11 protein-coding genes and 1 tRNA gene are annotated in these 15,904 nt (G+C 36.0%); 5 read left to right on the top strand and 7 right to left on the bottom strand.

Features of this window, described 5'->3' with window-relative positions; translation table 11 throughout:
- Positions 1-46: 46 nt before the first annotated feature.
- Positions 47-1,291, bottom strand: a complete 1,245-nt coding sequence (gene nusA, locus J2X31_RS15785; RefSeq protein WP_310027995.1) for a transcription termination factor NusA — start codon at positions 1,289-1,291, stop codon at positions 47-49.
- A gap of 2 nt (positions 1,292-1,293) precedes the next feature.
- Positions 1,294-1,758, bottom strand: a complete 465-nt coding sequence (gene rimP, locus J2X31_RS15780) for a ribosome assembly cofactor RimP (protein WP_310027993.1) — start codon at positions 1,756-1,758, stop codon at positions 1,294-1,296.
- A 171-nt stretch (positions 1,759-1,929) separates the two neighbouring features.
- Between rimP and J2X31_RS15775 the strand changes: the two genes are divergently transcribed.
- The gene (locus J2X31_RS15775) at positions 1,930-2,754 is read left to right on the top strand and encodes a universal stress protein (RefSeq protein WP_310027992.1); all 825 of its coding nucleotides are present in this window, start codon (positions 1,930-1,932) and stop codon (positions 2,752-2,754) included.
- A gap of 59 nt (positions 2,755-2,813) precedes the next feature.
- Here the strand turns inward: J2X31_RS15775 and J2X31_RS15770 are convergent.
- Positions 2,814-2,884 (bottom strand) — tRNA-Gln (locus J2X31_RS15770).
- A 150-nt stretch (positions 2,885-3,034) separates the two neighbouring features.
- Between J2X31_RS15770 and J2X31_RS15765 the strand changes: the two genes are divergently transcribed.
- Together J2X31_RS15765 and J2X31_RS15760 are read left to right on the top strand one after the other, a co-directional pair.
- Positions 3,035-6,238, top strand: a complete 3,204-nt coding sequence (locus tag J2X31_RS15765; RefSeq protein ID WP_310027989.1) for a glycosyltransferase family 117 protein — start codon at positions 3,035-3,037, stop codon at positions 6,236-6,238.
- A gap of 85 nt (positions 6,239-6,323) precedes the next feature.
- Positions 6,324-6,989 (top strand): polysaccharide deacetylase family protein, encoded by a 666-nt coding sequence (locus tag J2X31_RS15760; RefSeq protein ID WP_310027988.1) that lies wholly within the window; start codon positions 6,324-6,326, stop codon positions 6,987-6,989.
- On the opposite strand, the gene J2X31_RS15755 is transcribed toward J2X31_RS15760, so the two are convergent.
- From J2X31_RS15755 to J2X31_RS15740, 4 genes are all read right to left on the bottom strand, one after another.
- Positions 6,986-7,282, bottom strand: coding sequence for a thioredoxin family protein (locus tag J2X31_RS15755; protein ID WP_026703486.1), 297 nt, complete (start codon positions 7,280-7,282; stop codon positions 6,986-6,988). The two genes, J2X31_RS15760 and J2X31_RS15755, sit on opposite strands and share 4 nt — an antisense overlap.
- 53 nt (positions 7,283-7,335) lie before the next feature.
- Entirely contained in the window at positions 7,336-8,568 is a 1,233-nt protein-coding gene (locus J2X31_RS15750; protein WP_310027985.1) for a metallophosphoesterase, read from the bottom strand.
- A gap of 81 nt (positions 8,569-8,649) precedes the next feature.
- The gene (locus J2X31_RS15745) at positions 8,650-9,393 is read right to left on the bottom strand and encodes a LytR/AlgR family response regulator transcription factor (RefSeq protein ID WP_310027982.1); all 744 of its coding nucleotides are present in this window, start codon (positions 9,391-9,393) and stop codon (positions 8,650-8,652) included.
- A gap of 46 nt (positions 9,394-9,439) precedes the next feature.
- Positions 9,440-12,379, bottom strand: coding sequence for a sensor histidine kinase (locus J2X31_RS15740; RefSeq protein ID WP_310027981.1), 2,940 nt, complete (start codon positions 12,377-12,379; stop codon positions 9,440-9,442).
- Between the two features lie 200 nt (positions 12,380-12,579).
- Here J2X31_RS15740 and polA point away from each other — a divergent pair, with 200 nt between their 5' ends.
- On the top strand, positions 12,580-15,420 hold the full coding sequence (polA, locus tag J2X31_RS15735) for a DNA polymerase I (RefSeq protein WP_310028136.1): 2,841 nt from the start codon (positions 12,580-12,582) through the stop codon (positions 15,418-15,420).
- A 33-nt stretch (positions 15,421-15,453) separates the two neighbouring features.
- Positions 15,454-15,816, top strand: coding sequence for a hypothetical protein (locus J2X31_RS15730; protein ID WP_310027980.1), 363 nt, complete (start codon positions 15,454-15,456; stop codon positions 15,814-15,816).
- Positions 15,817-15,904 lie beyond the last annotated feature (88 nt).

Here is a 15,904-nt window from a genome sequence, read left to right as displayed (position 1 = left end):
CTTTTTATTATTACCTATTTTGTTGTGTTGTTGTAAGAAGAGTTAATTAGGCATTAAACTCTTCATTTAATATTCTCATTACATCCAGAATCGTTTCCTCTTCTAGGTCTGTTCTTCTAACTAAATCGTTAACATCTTGTTTCAAGATGCTTCTTGCTGTATCTAGTCCAATTTTAGCAAATTCTTCAATAACCCAAGCTTCGATTTCATCAGAGAATTCCGTTAATTCAACATCATCTTCTTCTTCGGCGATGTTTCCTTCTCTAATTACATCTAGCTCATATCCTGTTAATTGACCGGCCAATTTAATATTATGACCTCCTCTACCAATTGCTTTTGATACTTCTTCTAATTTCAAAAACACTTCAGCTCTTTTTGTTTCTTCATTGATTTTGATTGAAGATACTTTTGCAGGGCTTAATGCTCTTGTGATATACAATTGAATGTTGGTTGTATAATTGATAACATCAATGTTTTCGTTTCCTAATTCACGAACAATTCCGTGAATACGAGAACCTTTCATACCAACACATGCTCCAACTGGGTCAATTCTATCATCATAAGAATCTACAGCTACTTTTGCTTTTTCGCCTGGGATTCTCACTACATTTTTCACCATAATCAAACCGTCGAAAACCTCTGGAATTTCTTGTTCAAATAATTTTTCTAGGAACTTTTCAGAAGTTCTAGACATAATAATTTGAGGTTTATTTCCTTTCAATTCAACGTTTTCAATGATTCCTCTAACATTATCTCCTTTACGGAAAAAGTCAGATGGGATTTGTTTTTCTTTTGGAAGAACGATCTCATTTCCTTCATCATCCACCAAAATTACAACTCTTGGACGAACATGGTGCACTTCTGCAGTATAAATTTCACCAATTAAATCTTTAAATTGCTTGTAAAGATTAGTATTATCATGTTCGTGGATTTTAGAAATAAGGTTTTGACGCAAGGCCAAAATAGCTCTTCTTCCTAAATCGATCAATTTTACTTCTTCTGAAACCTCTTCTCCAATTTCGAAATCAGGCTCAATTTTTCTAGCTTCTGTTAATGTAATTTCAAGGTGATCTAAATCTAGGTCATCATCTGCTACAATCACTCTTCTCTGCCAGATTTCCATATCTCCTTTATCAGGATTGATGATGATATCAAAATTATCATCAGAACCGAATTTCTTTTTCAATGCGTTTCTAAACACATCTTCCAAAATTGCCATAAGCGTTACACGATCAATAAGTTTATCGTCTTTAAACTCTGAAAATGAATCGATTAATGCTAAATTTTCCATAATTAAAATATTACTGTAACAATTGCTTCTTTTATATCTGTGTATGGAATTTCCTGTCTTTTTTGAACAGTTTCCTTTCCTTTCCCTAATTTTTTAGGCTCTCTCGCTTCCCATGCCAATGTGATGAATTCATCATTTGCATCTACCAATTCTGCTTCGATTGTAGTTTCTGCCAACTTTACAATTAGCATTCTGCCGATATTTTTTTTGTATTGGCGTACTAATTTTAAAGGCGAACCCACTCCAACAGAAGCTACTTCAAGAGAAAAATCTTGCTCTTCTCTGTCTAAATTATGCTCAATTGAACGACTCACATCGATGCAATCCTGCAATACCACTCCGTTATCACCATCTAAAGTTACGATAATTTTAAATGCGTCGGTAATGGTTAGATCAATTAAAAAGATGGATGGCTTTTCTTGCAATCCTTCATTTAATAAATCGATAACTTTTTCTCTGAATGTCATAATTTTATAAAAAGAGGGAAGCATTGCTTCCCTCATTATTCAATTTTTAGTAAATAACGGTGCAAATATAGTGATTTTTTTATAAATCAAAAATGATTGTTTAATCTTAAAATATTCTTACCTTTAATTCATTGAAAAAACAATTAAAACACCAACCCTTATCCTTTTTTTATGAAAAGAATTTTAGTACCCACCGATTTTTCCGAACATGCAGAATATGCTATCAAGGTAGCTTCTCAAATTGCTAAAAAAAACAATTGCGAAATTTTCCTGCTTAACCTTCTTGACTTGCCAACTCACATGAATGATGCCGTAAGTAGCGGCGTAAACATCCCGGAAGTAATGCTTTATTTAAGAAAAACCAATGAAAGACTGGAAGAACTTAAAGAAGAATCTTATTTTGATGGACTTCAGGTTACTGCCGAAGCAAGAATTGAAAGAGCTTTCGAAGGTATTGTTACTTATAGCAAGGAACACAATGTTGATTTGATTGTAATGGGTTCCCATGGTTCGTCTGGATTCCAAGAAATGTTTATAGGATCAAATACTGAAAAAGTGGTTCGTGCATCTGACATCCCTGTTTTGGTCATCAAGAATGAAATTACAGAATTCAAGGCTGAAAACTTTGTTTTTGCTTCGGATTTCTCTGGAGAGATTAAAAAACCGTTCCAAAAGCTGGTAGATTTTGCTAATTTATTCGATGCAAATCTGAATTTAGTGATGATCAACACTCCAAATAGCTTCAAAACAACAATTACTGCAGAGAAGATCATGAGTGATTTCATTAAGAATTTTTCAGTTAACAGATATTCATTAAACATCTACAACGATGCCAATATCGAGAAAGGAATCATTAATTACTCTAATAGCGTTGATGCCGATTTGATTGGAATGTGTACACATGGCAGAACCGGATTGGCTCATTTCTTTAATGGAAGCATCAGCGAAGATATTGTGAATCACGCAGTAAGACCAGTAATTACTTTTAAAATTTAAATCAAAAAATTTAAATTTATTGCATAAAAAAACCTCTCAATTTCTTGAGAGGTTTTTTGTTGGTCTACTAGGACTCGAACCTAGAAAGACTGCACCAAAAACAGTTGTGTTACCATTACACCATAGACCAGCTTGCTTATTGCGAGTGCAAATTTAATACAAAAATCATCTCCCGCAAATTTTTCTACAAAAAAAATTAAAAAATATTTTTTATCATTCCATTCCGCAAAAAAGCTTTTTCTTTGTAAGCGGAAAAATAAAAACAAATCATTACATATATATGATGACATTTAACTTCAAAAAATGGAACACCATTTTAGGATGGACGACTTTTGCAATAGCATTAGTGACCTATACGCTAACTGTTGAACCAACTTTAAGTTTTTGGGACTGTGGAGAATATATTGCAACTTCTGCAAAACTGGAAGTAGGACATCCGCCTGGGGCTCCACTTTATCAAATGATTGGTGCCTTCTTTGCAATGTTTGCCACAGAAGCTTCCCAAGTTGCTTTGATGGTGAATATGATGTCTGTTTTTTCAAGTGCATTTACCATTCTTTTCATGTTTTGGTCGTCAACAATTTTACTAAAAAAGCTGATTTCTCAATTTTCAGAAGTTGACAATAGTAATTCTATTGTAATTTTAGGTAGTGCGTTCGTCGGGTCATTGGCTTATACTTTCTCCGATAGTTTTTGGTTCAATGCCGTTGAAGCGGAAGTTTATGCCATGGCCAGTTTATTGATTGCTGTGCTTTTTTGGTTGGGGCTCCGTTGGGAACAAGAAATGGAAACTCCCAGAGGAAATCGCTGGTTGCTTTTAATTTCATTAGTTATAGGACTTTCTTTTGGTGTTCACTTTATGGCGTTGTTGACCATTCCTTCAATCGGATTTTTATACTATTTCAAACATTATAAAACCATCACAATAAAAAACTTTATCATTGCCAACATTGTAGTGGTTTCGGTATTGCTTTTTATCTTCAAGTTATTATTGCCTTTAACGATGGGATTATTTGGGAAAACGGAAGTTTTTATGGTAAACAGCATCGGATTGCCATTTGATTCGGGAACAATATTCGTGGCCTTGCTATTTGTAGCCTTCTTTTATTTTGGCTTGAAATACACAAGAAACAAAGGTTACGTTCAAATAAACACATTACTATTAAGCATTCTTTTTATCCTTATTGGTTTCTCGACTTGGATGATGCTTCCTATTCGTGCAAATGCAAATACCGTTATCAACGAAAACAAGCCTTCGGATGCAAGGGAGGTTTTGGCTTATTATAATAGGGAACAATATGGTGTGAATCCTTTGTTCTATGGCCCACAATTTACAGATACTTATGCAGGTTTAGACCCAGAAACGCCTTATCTTGACAAAGCCCCCAATTATGAAAGAGATTACAAAACAGGAAAATATGTTATTGTAAACAACTATAAAAATGCAGAGCAAAATAGTGACGACAAGCACAAAGGATTTCTTCCAAGGATGTGGAGTACGGATCATGCTACAAACTACATGACTTTTACCAAACCCGTAGAATTTAGAATCAACCCAGAATATGCTCACGAAAAAGAATTGATTCAGATTATTGCCGAATTTAGAAAAGCATTCAACCAAAGGGAAATAGACTTGGATGGCTACCATAAGTTCCTAAAAAGCTACGGAGAATATCTGATTATCGAAAAACCAGCAATGAGCGATAATTTAGGATTTATGTTCGAATATCAATTTGGATATATGTATTGGAGGTATTTGATGTGGAATTTTACAGGAAGACAAAACGACAATCAAGGAAAATACGACAACCTGGATGGAAACTGGATGAGTGGCGTTAAATTTATTGATGAAGCTAGACTTGGTTCTCAAGAAAATCTTCCATCGGATGTTTTGAACAACAAAGGACGTAATTTCTATTTTTTCCTACCGTTTATTCTTGGACTTATCGGATTAATATACCACGCCAATAAAGACTTGAAAAGCTTTTATGTGCTTCTTGCCTTGTTTTTATTTACCGGTTTAGCCTTGAAGATTTACCTCAACGAGCGACCGTTTGAACCTCGTGAAAGAGATTATGCATTGGTAGGTTCGTTCTATGTTTTTGCAATCTGGATTGGGTTTGGGGTTTATGCGATTTATGACACGGTAAAAAATTGGCTTCAGCCGAAAATTGCCGGACCTGTTATAATTGCAGCTACATTATTGATGGCACCTGTATTGATGGCATCTCAAAACTGGGACGATCACGACCGCTCTGGAAAATATACCGCATTGGCAATGGCAAAAGCCTATTTGAGCTCATGCGAACCAAATGCAATATTGTTTACAATTGGTGATAACGACACCTTTCCGCTTTGGTATGCTCAAGAAATTGAAGGTTTTAGAACCGATGTCAGAATTGTAAATACAAGTTTGTTCATGACCGATTGGTACATCGACCAGATGAAAGCAAAAGCATATGGATCGGAACCAATGCCTATTTCGTTTACACACGACCAATATGTTGGAGATAAGTTGGACTACACCATCCATAACCCTAAAACGGAAAACCGTTGGGACATCAAGGATTTCTTGAATTTCATTGCAATGGACGATCCAAGAACAATTATCGAGATGAACAACGGCCAAAAGATTCATTTTTATCCAACCAATAAAATCAGGATTCCGGTTGACAAGAATGCAGTTATAGCAAATAAGGTTGTGAGTCCGAAATTCTATGATTCAATCGTTCCTTATATTGATGTGAACATTAAAGGTCAGGCACTATATAAAAACAGATTGATGATGCTTGATATTGTGGCCAACAACAACTGGAAACGCCCAATTTATTTTACAGGCGGTAGTTTTGGTGACGACGATTACATCTGGATGAAGGATTTCCTTCAATTAGATGGAATGGTTTACAAATTAGTTCCAGTGAGAAATTCAATCGAAAAAGCAGCAAGTCCTTTAGATATGGGACAGATTGATTCGGATAAGATGTATGACATTGTAATGAAATGGGATTGGGGCAATGGCGAAAGTCCAAACATCTACCACGATCCGGAAACAAGAAAAAACAGCATCACTTACAGAACGAATCTTGCCAGATTAATGGAGCAATTGATCAACGAAGGCAAAACCGAAAAAGCCAAAAAAGTGATTGACTTGGCAATGGAAAAAATGCCTTTGGAATATTATGGCTTCTACACGATGCTTGAACCTTTTGCAGCCGGTTATTATGAAGTAAAAGAAACAGCCAAAGCCCGAAAAATCCTATCGCAATTGATGGTGAAGTATCAAGAGAATTTGAAATACTACAGTAATTTGAAATCGAATGAACAAGTTGATGTTTATGTAGAAATCATTACTGATATCGAACGCTACAGGGATTTATTATTAGTGATGAAGGAAAGAGGCGATATGGAGTTTTACAACACCAATAAAGCTACTTTTAATAGTTACAATAAGATGTTTTCCCGTTTTAAACGCGACAACGAATAATTAAAATTTAATCCATTAAAAAATGCAGCGGAGTTGAAAAATACCGCTGCATTTTTTATTTTTACACCAATCCTAAAACTGCAAAATGAAATTCTATTGGATCAAAACCCACTTTATCGTTAAGAAAATCTTTTCACGCTATGTTTGGGATTTACCTAATCAAGAAAAGAAAGTATATCTGACATTTGACGATGGACCTACCCCAGAAATAACCGAATGGACTCTGAATCAACTAAAGCAATATGATGCAAAGGCCACCTTCTTTTGCATTGGTGAAAACATCCAAAAACATCCTGAAATTTTTAGCAAAATAATTAACGAAGGTCATTCGATAGGAAATCATACTTTCAATCATTTGAATGGATGGAAAACCTCCACTGAAGATTATATTGAGAACTTCAAGCAATGTGAAGATGAAATTTTAAAGCAATTGCATATCCTAAATCTAAAATCTAAAATCTACAATCTAAAATCAAACCTTTTCCGTCCTCCTTATGGAAAGATAAAATTTGCCCAATCGAGGATAATGAGAAAGATGGGATACAAGATAATAATGTGGGATGTTTTGAGTGCCGATTTCGACACGAATGTTTCGCCAGAAAAATGCTTAGAAAATGTCATAAAAAACATCCGAAGCGGAAGCATCATTATTTTTCACGACAGCATAAAGGCGTCTAAAAATTTAGAACATGCCTTGCCTAAAACATTGGCGTTTTTAAAGGAAAATGGATATAAGTGTGAAGCTATTTAGAGTTGCTCCTGAACCAAACCGATGATGGTATTGGCATCCAGTTCGCCTGATTGACGCCAAACCATTTGACCTTCTTTATAGATCATCATCGTTGGCAATACTTTTATTCGCAAAGCATCTGCCAATTCCTGGTTTTTATCGACATCAATTTTAATTACTTTGGCTCTGTCTCCAAGTGCAGCGGCAACATCTCTGATTACAGGATGCATGGATACTGACTGTTCGTTCCACTCTGTATAAAAGTCGATTAAAACAGGGATTTCAGCATTAATAAGTTCTCCAAATTTTGACATAAACTATAAAATTTTACAGTAAATTTTTATACAAATGTAGCATTTTTAACGAATTATGCTACACTTTGACCTTTTTTTAGTTCGATAACCGTTATTTCAGGCCAAATTCCAACTCTTCCTGGGTAGGCATGGAACCCAAAACCTCGATTTACATACACATATCTTCCTACATTTTCATACAATCCTGCCCATTGTTTATAGACATATTGAACTGGACTCCATTTGAAAAAACCCGGAATTTCAATTCCGAATTGCAAACCGTGAGTGTGTCCCGAAAGCGTTAAATGAAAATGCTTTTCGTGATTCTTTACTTCATATTCCCAATGTGATGGGTCGTGGCTCATCAAAATCTTAAAATCCGAAGGCGATAATCCTTCCGAAGCTTTAGCCAAATCCCCAGCTTGCTTAAAATTATGCCCCCAATTTTCTACTCCAACTATCGCGATCTTATCTTCGCCTTTCTGAATCGAGATATTTTCATTGAGCAAAAGCTTGAAATCAATTTGACCGTGGATGTTCTTGATGGCTTCAAAATTATCGGCTTTTGCTTTTGCAGAAGGCCAGTTTACATATTCACCATAATCATGGTTTCCTAAAACTGAATATTTTCCGAAAGCGGGCTTCTTGATTCTCTTGAAGATATCAATCCACGGATCCATTTCAGTAGCATGTGTGTTTACTATATCTCCGGTAAAAAGTATAATATCCGATTTCTGCTCATTAACCAAATCAATTGCATAATTTATCTTTTCTTGATTATCAAAGCTCCCACTGTGAACATCGGATATTTGGGTGATTGTGAAACCATCGAAAGCATCGGGCAAATCTGGAAAAAAAACTACTTGCTTGATGACTTTAAAATTATATTTTCCTTCGAAAATTCCGTAAAGCAAAGAAGCAAACGGAATCGCTGCAAGTCCTAACGCCACTTGACTGATGAATTTTCTTCTGGAAGGAATATTACTAACATCCGGATCATTATTCACAAAATACTTGATTGCTCCAGTTGCGAGACGAAAAAGATCTTCTCCAAACATTATTGTAGTCAATACGATTTTAGGGATATAAATAAGCAATAACAATCCCAATGTAAAAAGCGAGTTTTTGTTTTGACCCACCGATCTATCAAAAGTTGTAAAAGAATAGATGATATAGACAATGGCCAAAAGGCTTAAAATTTGATAGCCAACCAAAAACGGTTTTGCCTTGATTACAGTTCTAAACGCCTGAAAAGAGTAGATCTCTATGAAGAGAATGACGATAACAAAAATAATCCAACGAATCATTTACTAAAATTTTGTACAAATTAACAACTTAGAGGAATGAAAGTATTTCTTATTATCAAATATTTAACTAGAATGGAAGATTTATAGCTTTTGATCTTGGAATTTTTCGAGCATTGTAGCTTTTTTGTCGGATGAGATCGAAAGCTGGTCACCATTTTCCATAATGACCGTTCCGCCATCCTGCTTCAATATTTTCTGTATTCTGGATAAATTTACAATATGGCTTCTATGGATTCGCATAAAATTCCCCATCGCCTCCAATCGTTCAAAATCGGATATTTTTTTGGCAACCGTAATCCTGTGTTTATCAATGGTGTAAAAGTGAGTGTAGGAACCATCGGCTTTTAAATATAAAATATTCTGAAGCAGTAAAAAAGTAATACCATCACCTGTGTTCAAGGCCACTTTCTTGTTCAGCGGACTTTCAAGATTGTTCTGTAAGGCCTTGAGTTTCTCAAGATCACTATTGTTTTCTTCTACTTTATTCAAAGCTTTTTCTAATGCTTCTAGTCGAACTGGTTTCAGAATATAGCCAACTGCCGAAAGCTCAAATGCATTGATGGCATATTCACTGAAGGCTGTTACAAAAATGATTTTAAAGTTGATTTGGCTTTCATCAAAAAATTTCAACAATTCCAAACCCGAATAGCCTGGCATGGCAATATCCAGAAAAACCAAATCTGGCTTGTACTGATGAATTATCTTTACAGCATTTGGCACATCCTTGCTTTCGGCAACAATATCTATATGAGTAAAATTCTCTTCTAGAATTCCTCTCAATGCCAATCGTGCATTTAGTTCATCATCAACAATTATTGCCGTCATATTCTTATTATTAATTTGGCTTTAAAGATAAAGAAACTTCGTTAATCTACTCGATAATCGGAATATAAATCTTGATCCTAGTTCCTAATGGTTCCTCCAATTTCGATTTCTTATCAATTGTTTCAATATCTATGGTAACATCTGTTGTTTTGTTGATCAATTTTACCCGGTTTTCTATTGCTTTTGTTGCAAAAGAGATGTGTTTCTTTATTTTCTGATTGATGATTTCAGATGCTTTTCTTCCTATTCCATTATCGTCAATGGTAAAGCACCAAATGTCATTTAGAATTTCTGCCTTTATTTCAAGTCTTTTTTGCCCTTCCTTGTGCATCAAGCCGTGTTTTATGGCGTTTTCAACAAAAGGCTGGATGATCATCGATGGGATTTTATATTGGCTCAAATCAACGTTTTCGGGAAATGAAATTTTATATTCAAAATCATCCTCAAACCTTGCTTTTTCTAAGGAAACATATAAATCGATGGTTTCAAACTCTTTTTCAATTGTCACTTCATTCTTATCTGAACTGTCTAATATCTTCCGCATCAAATCCGAAAATTTACCCAAATAATCGGTAGCCTTATTTTTCTGATTGGAATAGATCAGCCCTTGAACAGAATTGAGCACATTAAACAAAAAATGCGGATTCATTTGCGAACGCAAGGCTGTTAATTGCGACAATGCCAATTGTTCTTTTAGCTCCTGACTCTTCTTTGTCTTTATTTCGGCCCATCTGTAAACGAGAAAAAGTAATCCTAAAAAAAGTAATATTGAAAAAGCAATGAACCAATATTGCAACCAAAATGGTTTTTTTATTAAGAAATTAATTTCTTGGGTTTCAGTATAATTGTCGCCAAGCTTCACCCGGATTTCAAATTTATATTGTCCCGGATTCAACGCCAAGTAGTTAATATTTTTTGTAGTTGAAGGTTGAAAATACCATGTATCGTCATAAGCCTTCAACCTGTATTCATAGTTGTAATTTCCAAGGCTTTTAAAATGGATTGTATTAAACTTGATGTTGATGTTATTTTCATTATGCTTCAAAACTATATCTTCACTTGTATTTAGTTTCTTACCGTTGGCTAAAATAGAGGTGAATCTAAATTTCGGAAGATTTATATCCTCAATAATATTTTTATTAAAATAATAAACTCCTTGATTTGTAGCTAATCCTACCGTTTTATCATCTACAAAAACATCATTAATAGTTATGCCTTTTATGCAAAGGTTCAAGGCCGCGTTTTTAACTTTTTTCGTTTTGAAATCAAAAATATCAAAACCATCATCTGTCACAATCCACAGACTTCTATCATCAACCTCAATTCTTCTACAATTATTGTTTGAGAGCCCGTTCTTGATGGTTATCCTTTCAACAACTTCTTCCTGTTTTAATCGTACAACACCGTTTTGAAGCGTGGCAATCCAAATACAACCATCCTCATCCTGAAGCATTTCGGAACCTATTATTTCCTTTCCATCGGGCAGTTTTATATGTTTCTCTACACCAAAATTATCATATGTATACAATCCATCGATATAGGCAACGTAGTATTTTCGTTCAAACCTATCAAACAAAACACATTTTGCTCTTTTATCCCTAAAAGTCAATACTTTATTGTCGTATTTCCCGTAGTTAATAGTTTTATATTTAGAGAATGGCTTTTCAACATTTGGCATTCCCGTTAGCGATTTTGAGATTAAGCCTCCAAAATTTGAACTGGCCATCAAAAAATTCCCTCTATCGTCTTCGGCTATGCCTTTTCCAAAATAAATAGGGTCTGTAAACATAATTGGATTACCTATGTTGAAAAAACCATATGTTGTCAGAAGAATATTTTTTGAAAAACTTATAAATTCTATTGTATTATCTGATTTAGTGTCATAAATACAGATTTCCTTGCCTTGTTTATTAATTTCGATGACTTTTCCGTCACTGGTTCCAATGAAATAATTACCATTGGGTCCTTTTGCTATTTTAGTGTAATTTTTATTTGACTTTTCGTTAGAGGCTTCAAAATTGAAACTCAATATTTGCTTGCTTGGCATAAGATAAAGCCCTTCATCCAAGGTGCTGATCCAGCTATTGCCTTCCTGATCGTTCACAATATCGGTAACACGTATGCCTTTTAAGAAACCATTTTTGAATTTTTTATTCTTAACGTCAATCTCATATAAGCCGTTATTGGAGCACAACCATAAATTATTTCCGGCATCACTTAATTTATTGAAGTAGGTGTTTTTTAAATCGGACGACAACTCAATTTGATTTCTTCCAACAACACATTCATTGTTTATCGTTCTATAATTATAGCATAGAAGTCCTTTATATAATTCAAGAATCTTTAATCCATCCTTTCCTGATTCTATACTAAGAAGCTTATTGCTCTTGAAGGTTAGGATTTTTGATGATGTTGTTACATAAAGTTTCTTTGAATCCTTATCATAGATCATCGACAAAAAATCGTTTGATCCCTCATCCTTTAAGGTATAAATTAGCCTTGGCTTCCCTCCTTTTTTTAATGTAAATATTTTTTTCTGCGTAAGGATCCAAATTTGCCTTCCGGAAACAACAAAATCTACAAGGTTGGCTTTTTCCTCAAAAAGCAATTTCTTTGTTATGGGATCTTCCTCAAGAAATTCACCTTGTAGCATAAAAAGCTGGTTGGCGAAATTCTTGCACCAAATCACTCCATGTTCATCTTCCTGAATAGTGTTTAAGGAATTTCCGAGATTATCTTTATACTTTATATGCTTGAAATGAACCCCATCATAGGTAATCAAACCCTTGTCTGTTCCTAAATATAGCAATCCATCAGAGTCAACAAACAAATCGTAGATAACCTCCGAAGGCAAACCCTCCAGAAAGGAGATTTTCCGGGTTAACGGTTCTTGGGCTTGTGTGGATAGGATTGAAAACAAAAAAACACCAAAAAGAATGGTTTTTATTGTTTTGATTTTTAATATTGAAAGTGATCTAAAAAACAATGGTATTTATTTGCCTATAAAATTAGCTATTATGGCACTAACTTCTGCATTTATTTTATGAAAGTAGGCTTTCTATTCTCTAAAAATATTTTTTTTGATAATCTATTGTTCAATAGGAAAAAAAAGTCCCAGTATTTATTTGCATCGGTTTTCTTTTTTACACACGAAGTTTCGTATTTTTGAGCCTTTACAAAAATACAATTATGTCGCAAAAACGCCTTTACCTGCTCGATGCCTATGCCCTGATTTTCCGTGGCTATTATGCCTTTATAAAAAACCCAAGAATCAACTCCAAGGGTATGGATACCTCCGCCATCATGGGGTTTATGAATTCTCTGATGGACATCATCAAGCGTGAAAAGCCCGACCATCTTGCCGTGGCTTTTGACAAGGAAGGAAGCGTTGTTCGAACCGAAATGTTTGCCGAATACAAGGCCAACCGCGATGCCACACCAGAAGCCATAAGGATTGCAATCCCTTACATTCAGGAATTACTGAAGGCTATGCACATTCCCATTATCGAAGTGGCGGGATGCGAAGCAGATGACCTTATCGGTACCATCGCAAAACAAGCCGAAAAGCAAAACTATCAGGTGTTCATGGTAACACCCGACAAGGATTTCGCCCAATTGGTTTCAGAAAATATCTTTATGTACAAACCTGCCCGAATGGGTAATGGCATAGAAATATGGGGTGTTCCCGAAGTATTGGCCAAGTTCGAAATCGAGCGTCCAGAACAAGTAATTGATTTCCTCGGAATGATGGGTGATGCCGTTGATAACATTCCCGGACTTCCAGGCGTGGGAGAAGTAACCGCCAAGAAATTCCTCAAGGAATTCGGAACTATGGAAAATCTTTTAGAAAACACGCATCTGCTGAAAGGCAAGATGAAGGAAAACATCGAAGCTAATAAAGAGAAAGGCATCCTATCGAAAAAGTTAGCCACCATCATCACCGATTGCAGTGTCACTTTCAATGAAGAAGATTACGAACTTACACGTCCCGACATCGAAAAAACCGAAGCCATCTTCAAGGAATTGGAGTTCCGAAGAATGTCAGAGCAATTCGACAATCTTTTCCGTACCGACCATAATGCTCCTATGGCCAACAACCCAGAGGAAGCCCGTTTATACAAAAAACCACAACCCAAAACCGACGAGCAGTTCGATCTTTTTGCCACCACTTCCACCGATGAAGCAACTGGCGAAGTAAGAACCAGCTACTACAATACATTAGAAAACACTGAGCACAATTACCAAATGGTGCAGGGCGATTTGGGAATAAAATTGCTGTTGCAAAATCTACTCAGCCAATCCTCCGTAAGTTTTGACACCGAAACCACAAGCATCGACCCGCTTACAGCCGAGTTGGTTGGCTTGTCCTTTTCTTGGGAGAAAGGAAAAGGCTTCTACGTTCCGGTTCCAGAAAATCAGGAAGAAGCACAAATTTTAGTGAACAAGTTCACGCCTTTCTTCGAAGCCGAAAACATCGAAAAAATAGGCCAGAATTTAAAATACGATATAAAAGTACTTACCAATTATGGCATCACCGTAAAAGGAAAAATTTTCGATACCATGATTGCCCATTATCTGATCAATCCGGATATGCGTCACAATATGGACATCCTTTCGGAAACCTACCTAAAATATTCCCCACAATCCATCGAGGTTTTGATTGGAAAGAAAGGTAAGAACCAAAAAACAATGCGCGAAGTTCCAGTCGAAGACGTAAAGGAATATGCCGTTGAAGATGCCGATGTTACCCTGCAATTAAAGGAGCATTTCAGTCCTATTTTGGAAAGCACCGCTACCAAGCAATTGTTCGACGAAATTGAAATCCCACTCGTTCCGGTTCTTGCCGATATGGAAATGGAAGGCATCAACCTCGACATCAATTTCCTTAAATCCCTTTCGCAGGAACTGTCAAACGATATTCAGACACTCGAATCAAAAATATACGAGATTGCAGGCGAGAAATTCAACCTTGCCTCTCCAAAACAATTGGGCGACATCCTTTTCGACAAATTGAAAATCGGCGGAACCAAACAAAAGAAAACTAAAACCGGACAGTATGCCACAGGCGAGGAAGTACTCTCCTACTTGGCCTTGACGAGTCCGTTTGTGCAGGACATCCTCGACTGGCGTCAGCTCGTGAAGCTTCAAAACACCTACGTAGAAGCCTTGCCGTTGCAGGTGAACCCTAAAACCGGTCGTGTCCATACCGATTATATGCAAACCGTTGCCGCAACAGGCCGTCTGAGTTCCAACAATCCGAACCTTCAGAATATCCCAATCCGTACCGAGAGAGGCCGTCAAATCCGTAAGGCATTCATCGCCAGAGATGAAAATCATACTTTAGTTTCTGCCGATTATTCCCAGATAGAATTACGCATCATCGCTGCCTTGAGTGGTGAGGAAAACATGATCAAGTCGTTCCAAAACAACGAAGACATTCATAAATCTACCGCTTCAAAAGTGTTCAATGTGCCTTTGGAGGAGGTAACACGCGAACAAAGAAGTCATGCCAAAACCGTAAACTTCGGAATCATCTATGGTGTTTCTGCTTTCGGATTAAGCAACCAGACTTCACTTTCCCGTTCTGAATCAAAAGACCTGATTGAAGCTTATTATCAAACATATCCTCGATTGAAAGCTTACATTCAAGAACAGATAGAAAGTGCCCGAGAACTCGGCTACGTACAAACCATCTCCAAAAGACGCCGTTACCTCAAGGACATCAACTCACAGAACATGATGGTTCGTGGAGGTGCCGAACGAAACGCCGTAAACGCCCCAATCCAGGGAAGTGCCGCCGACATCATCAAGATTGCCATGATCAACATCCATAGACGATTGACAGCCGAAAACTGGAAAAGCAAGATGCTCCTTCAAGTTCATGATGAGCTTGTCTTCGACGTCCATAACACCGAACTCGACAGAATCCAAGGCATGATCAAGCACGAAATGGAAAATGCTTTTATACTTTCTGTTCCTTTGGAAGTGGAAATTGGGGTTGGTAGGGATTGGCTTGAGGCACATTAAAGAACATAAAATATCTTTAGTTAATTTTTAATTATGTATAGAGAACATCCTAATTTTTTCATAGACAAAACCAAAAATCTTCCCTTATGGAGATATATGGAATTTTGGAAATTTCTTGATTTACTTGAAAGTTCGGAATTACATTTTAGCGTCGTTTCAAAATTAGGAGATCAACATGAGGGGAAAATACCTGAAAAAATATTCAAGTTAATGATTGAACAAGATGAAAAAAAAGGCAGGAAAAATAATTTTGCACAAAATTATAAAGACTATCTAGAAAAATCTCTTCGTGAAAAAGTACTTATTAATTCTTGGATTGCTAGTGAGAAAGAATCATTTGCTATGTGGAAAATGTATGCACAAGAGAAACTTGGAATTGCAGTTAAAACTAATTAATTCAAGTTGCTAGTTAATAGATTTTTTTAATTGGAGTCCAAAGACAAATAAAGTTAGCTTTATCAGAAAGCCTTCAAGTGTAACGGCG

This window comes from Flavobacterium arsenatis (genome assembly GCF_031456785.1).
Taxonomy (GTDB): Bacteria; Bacteroidota; Bacteroidia; order Flavobacteriales; family Flavobacteriaceae; genus Flavobacterium; species Flavobacterium arsenatis.
This window is presented reverse-complemented; position numbering and strand designations above follow the sequence as displayed.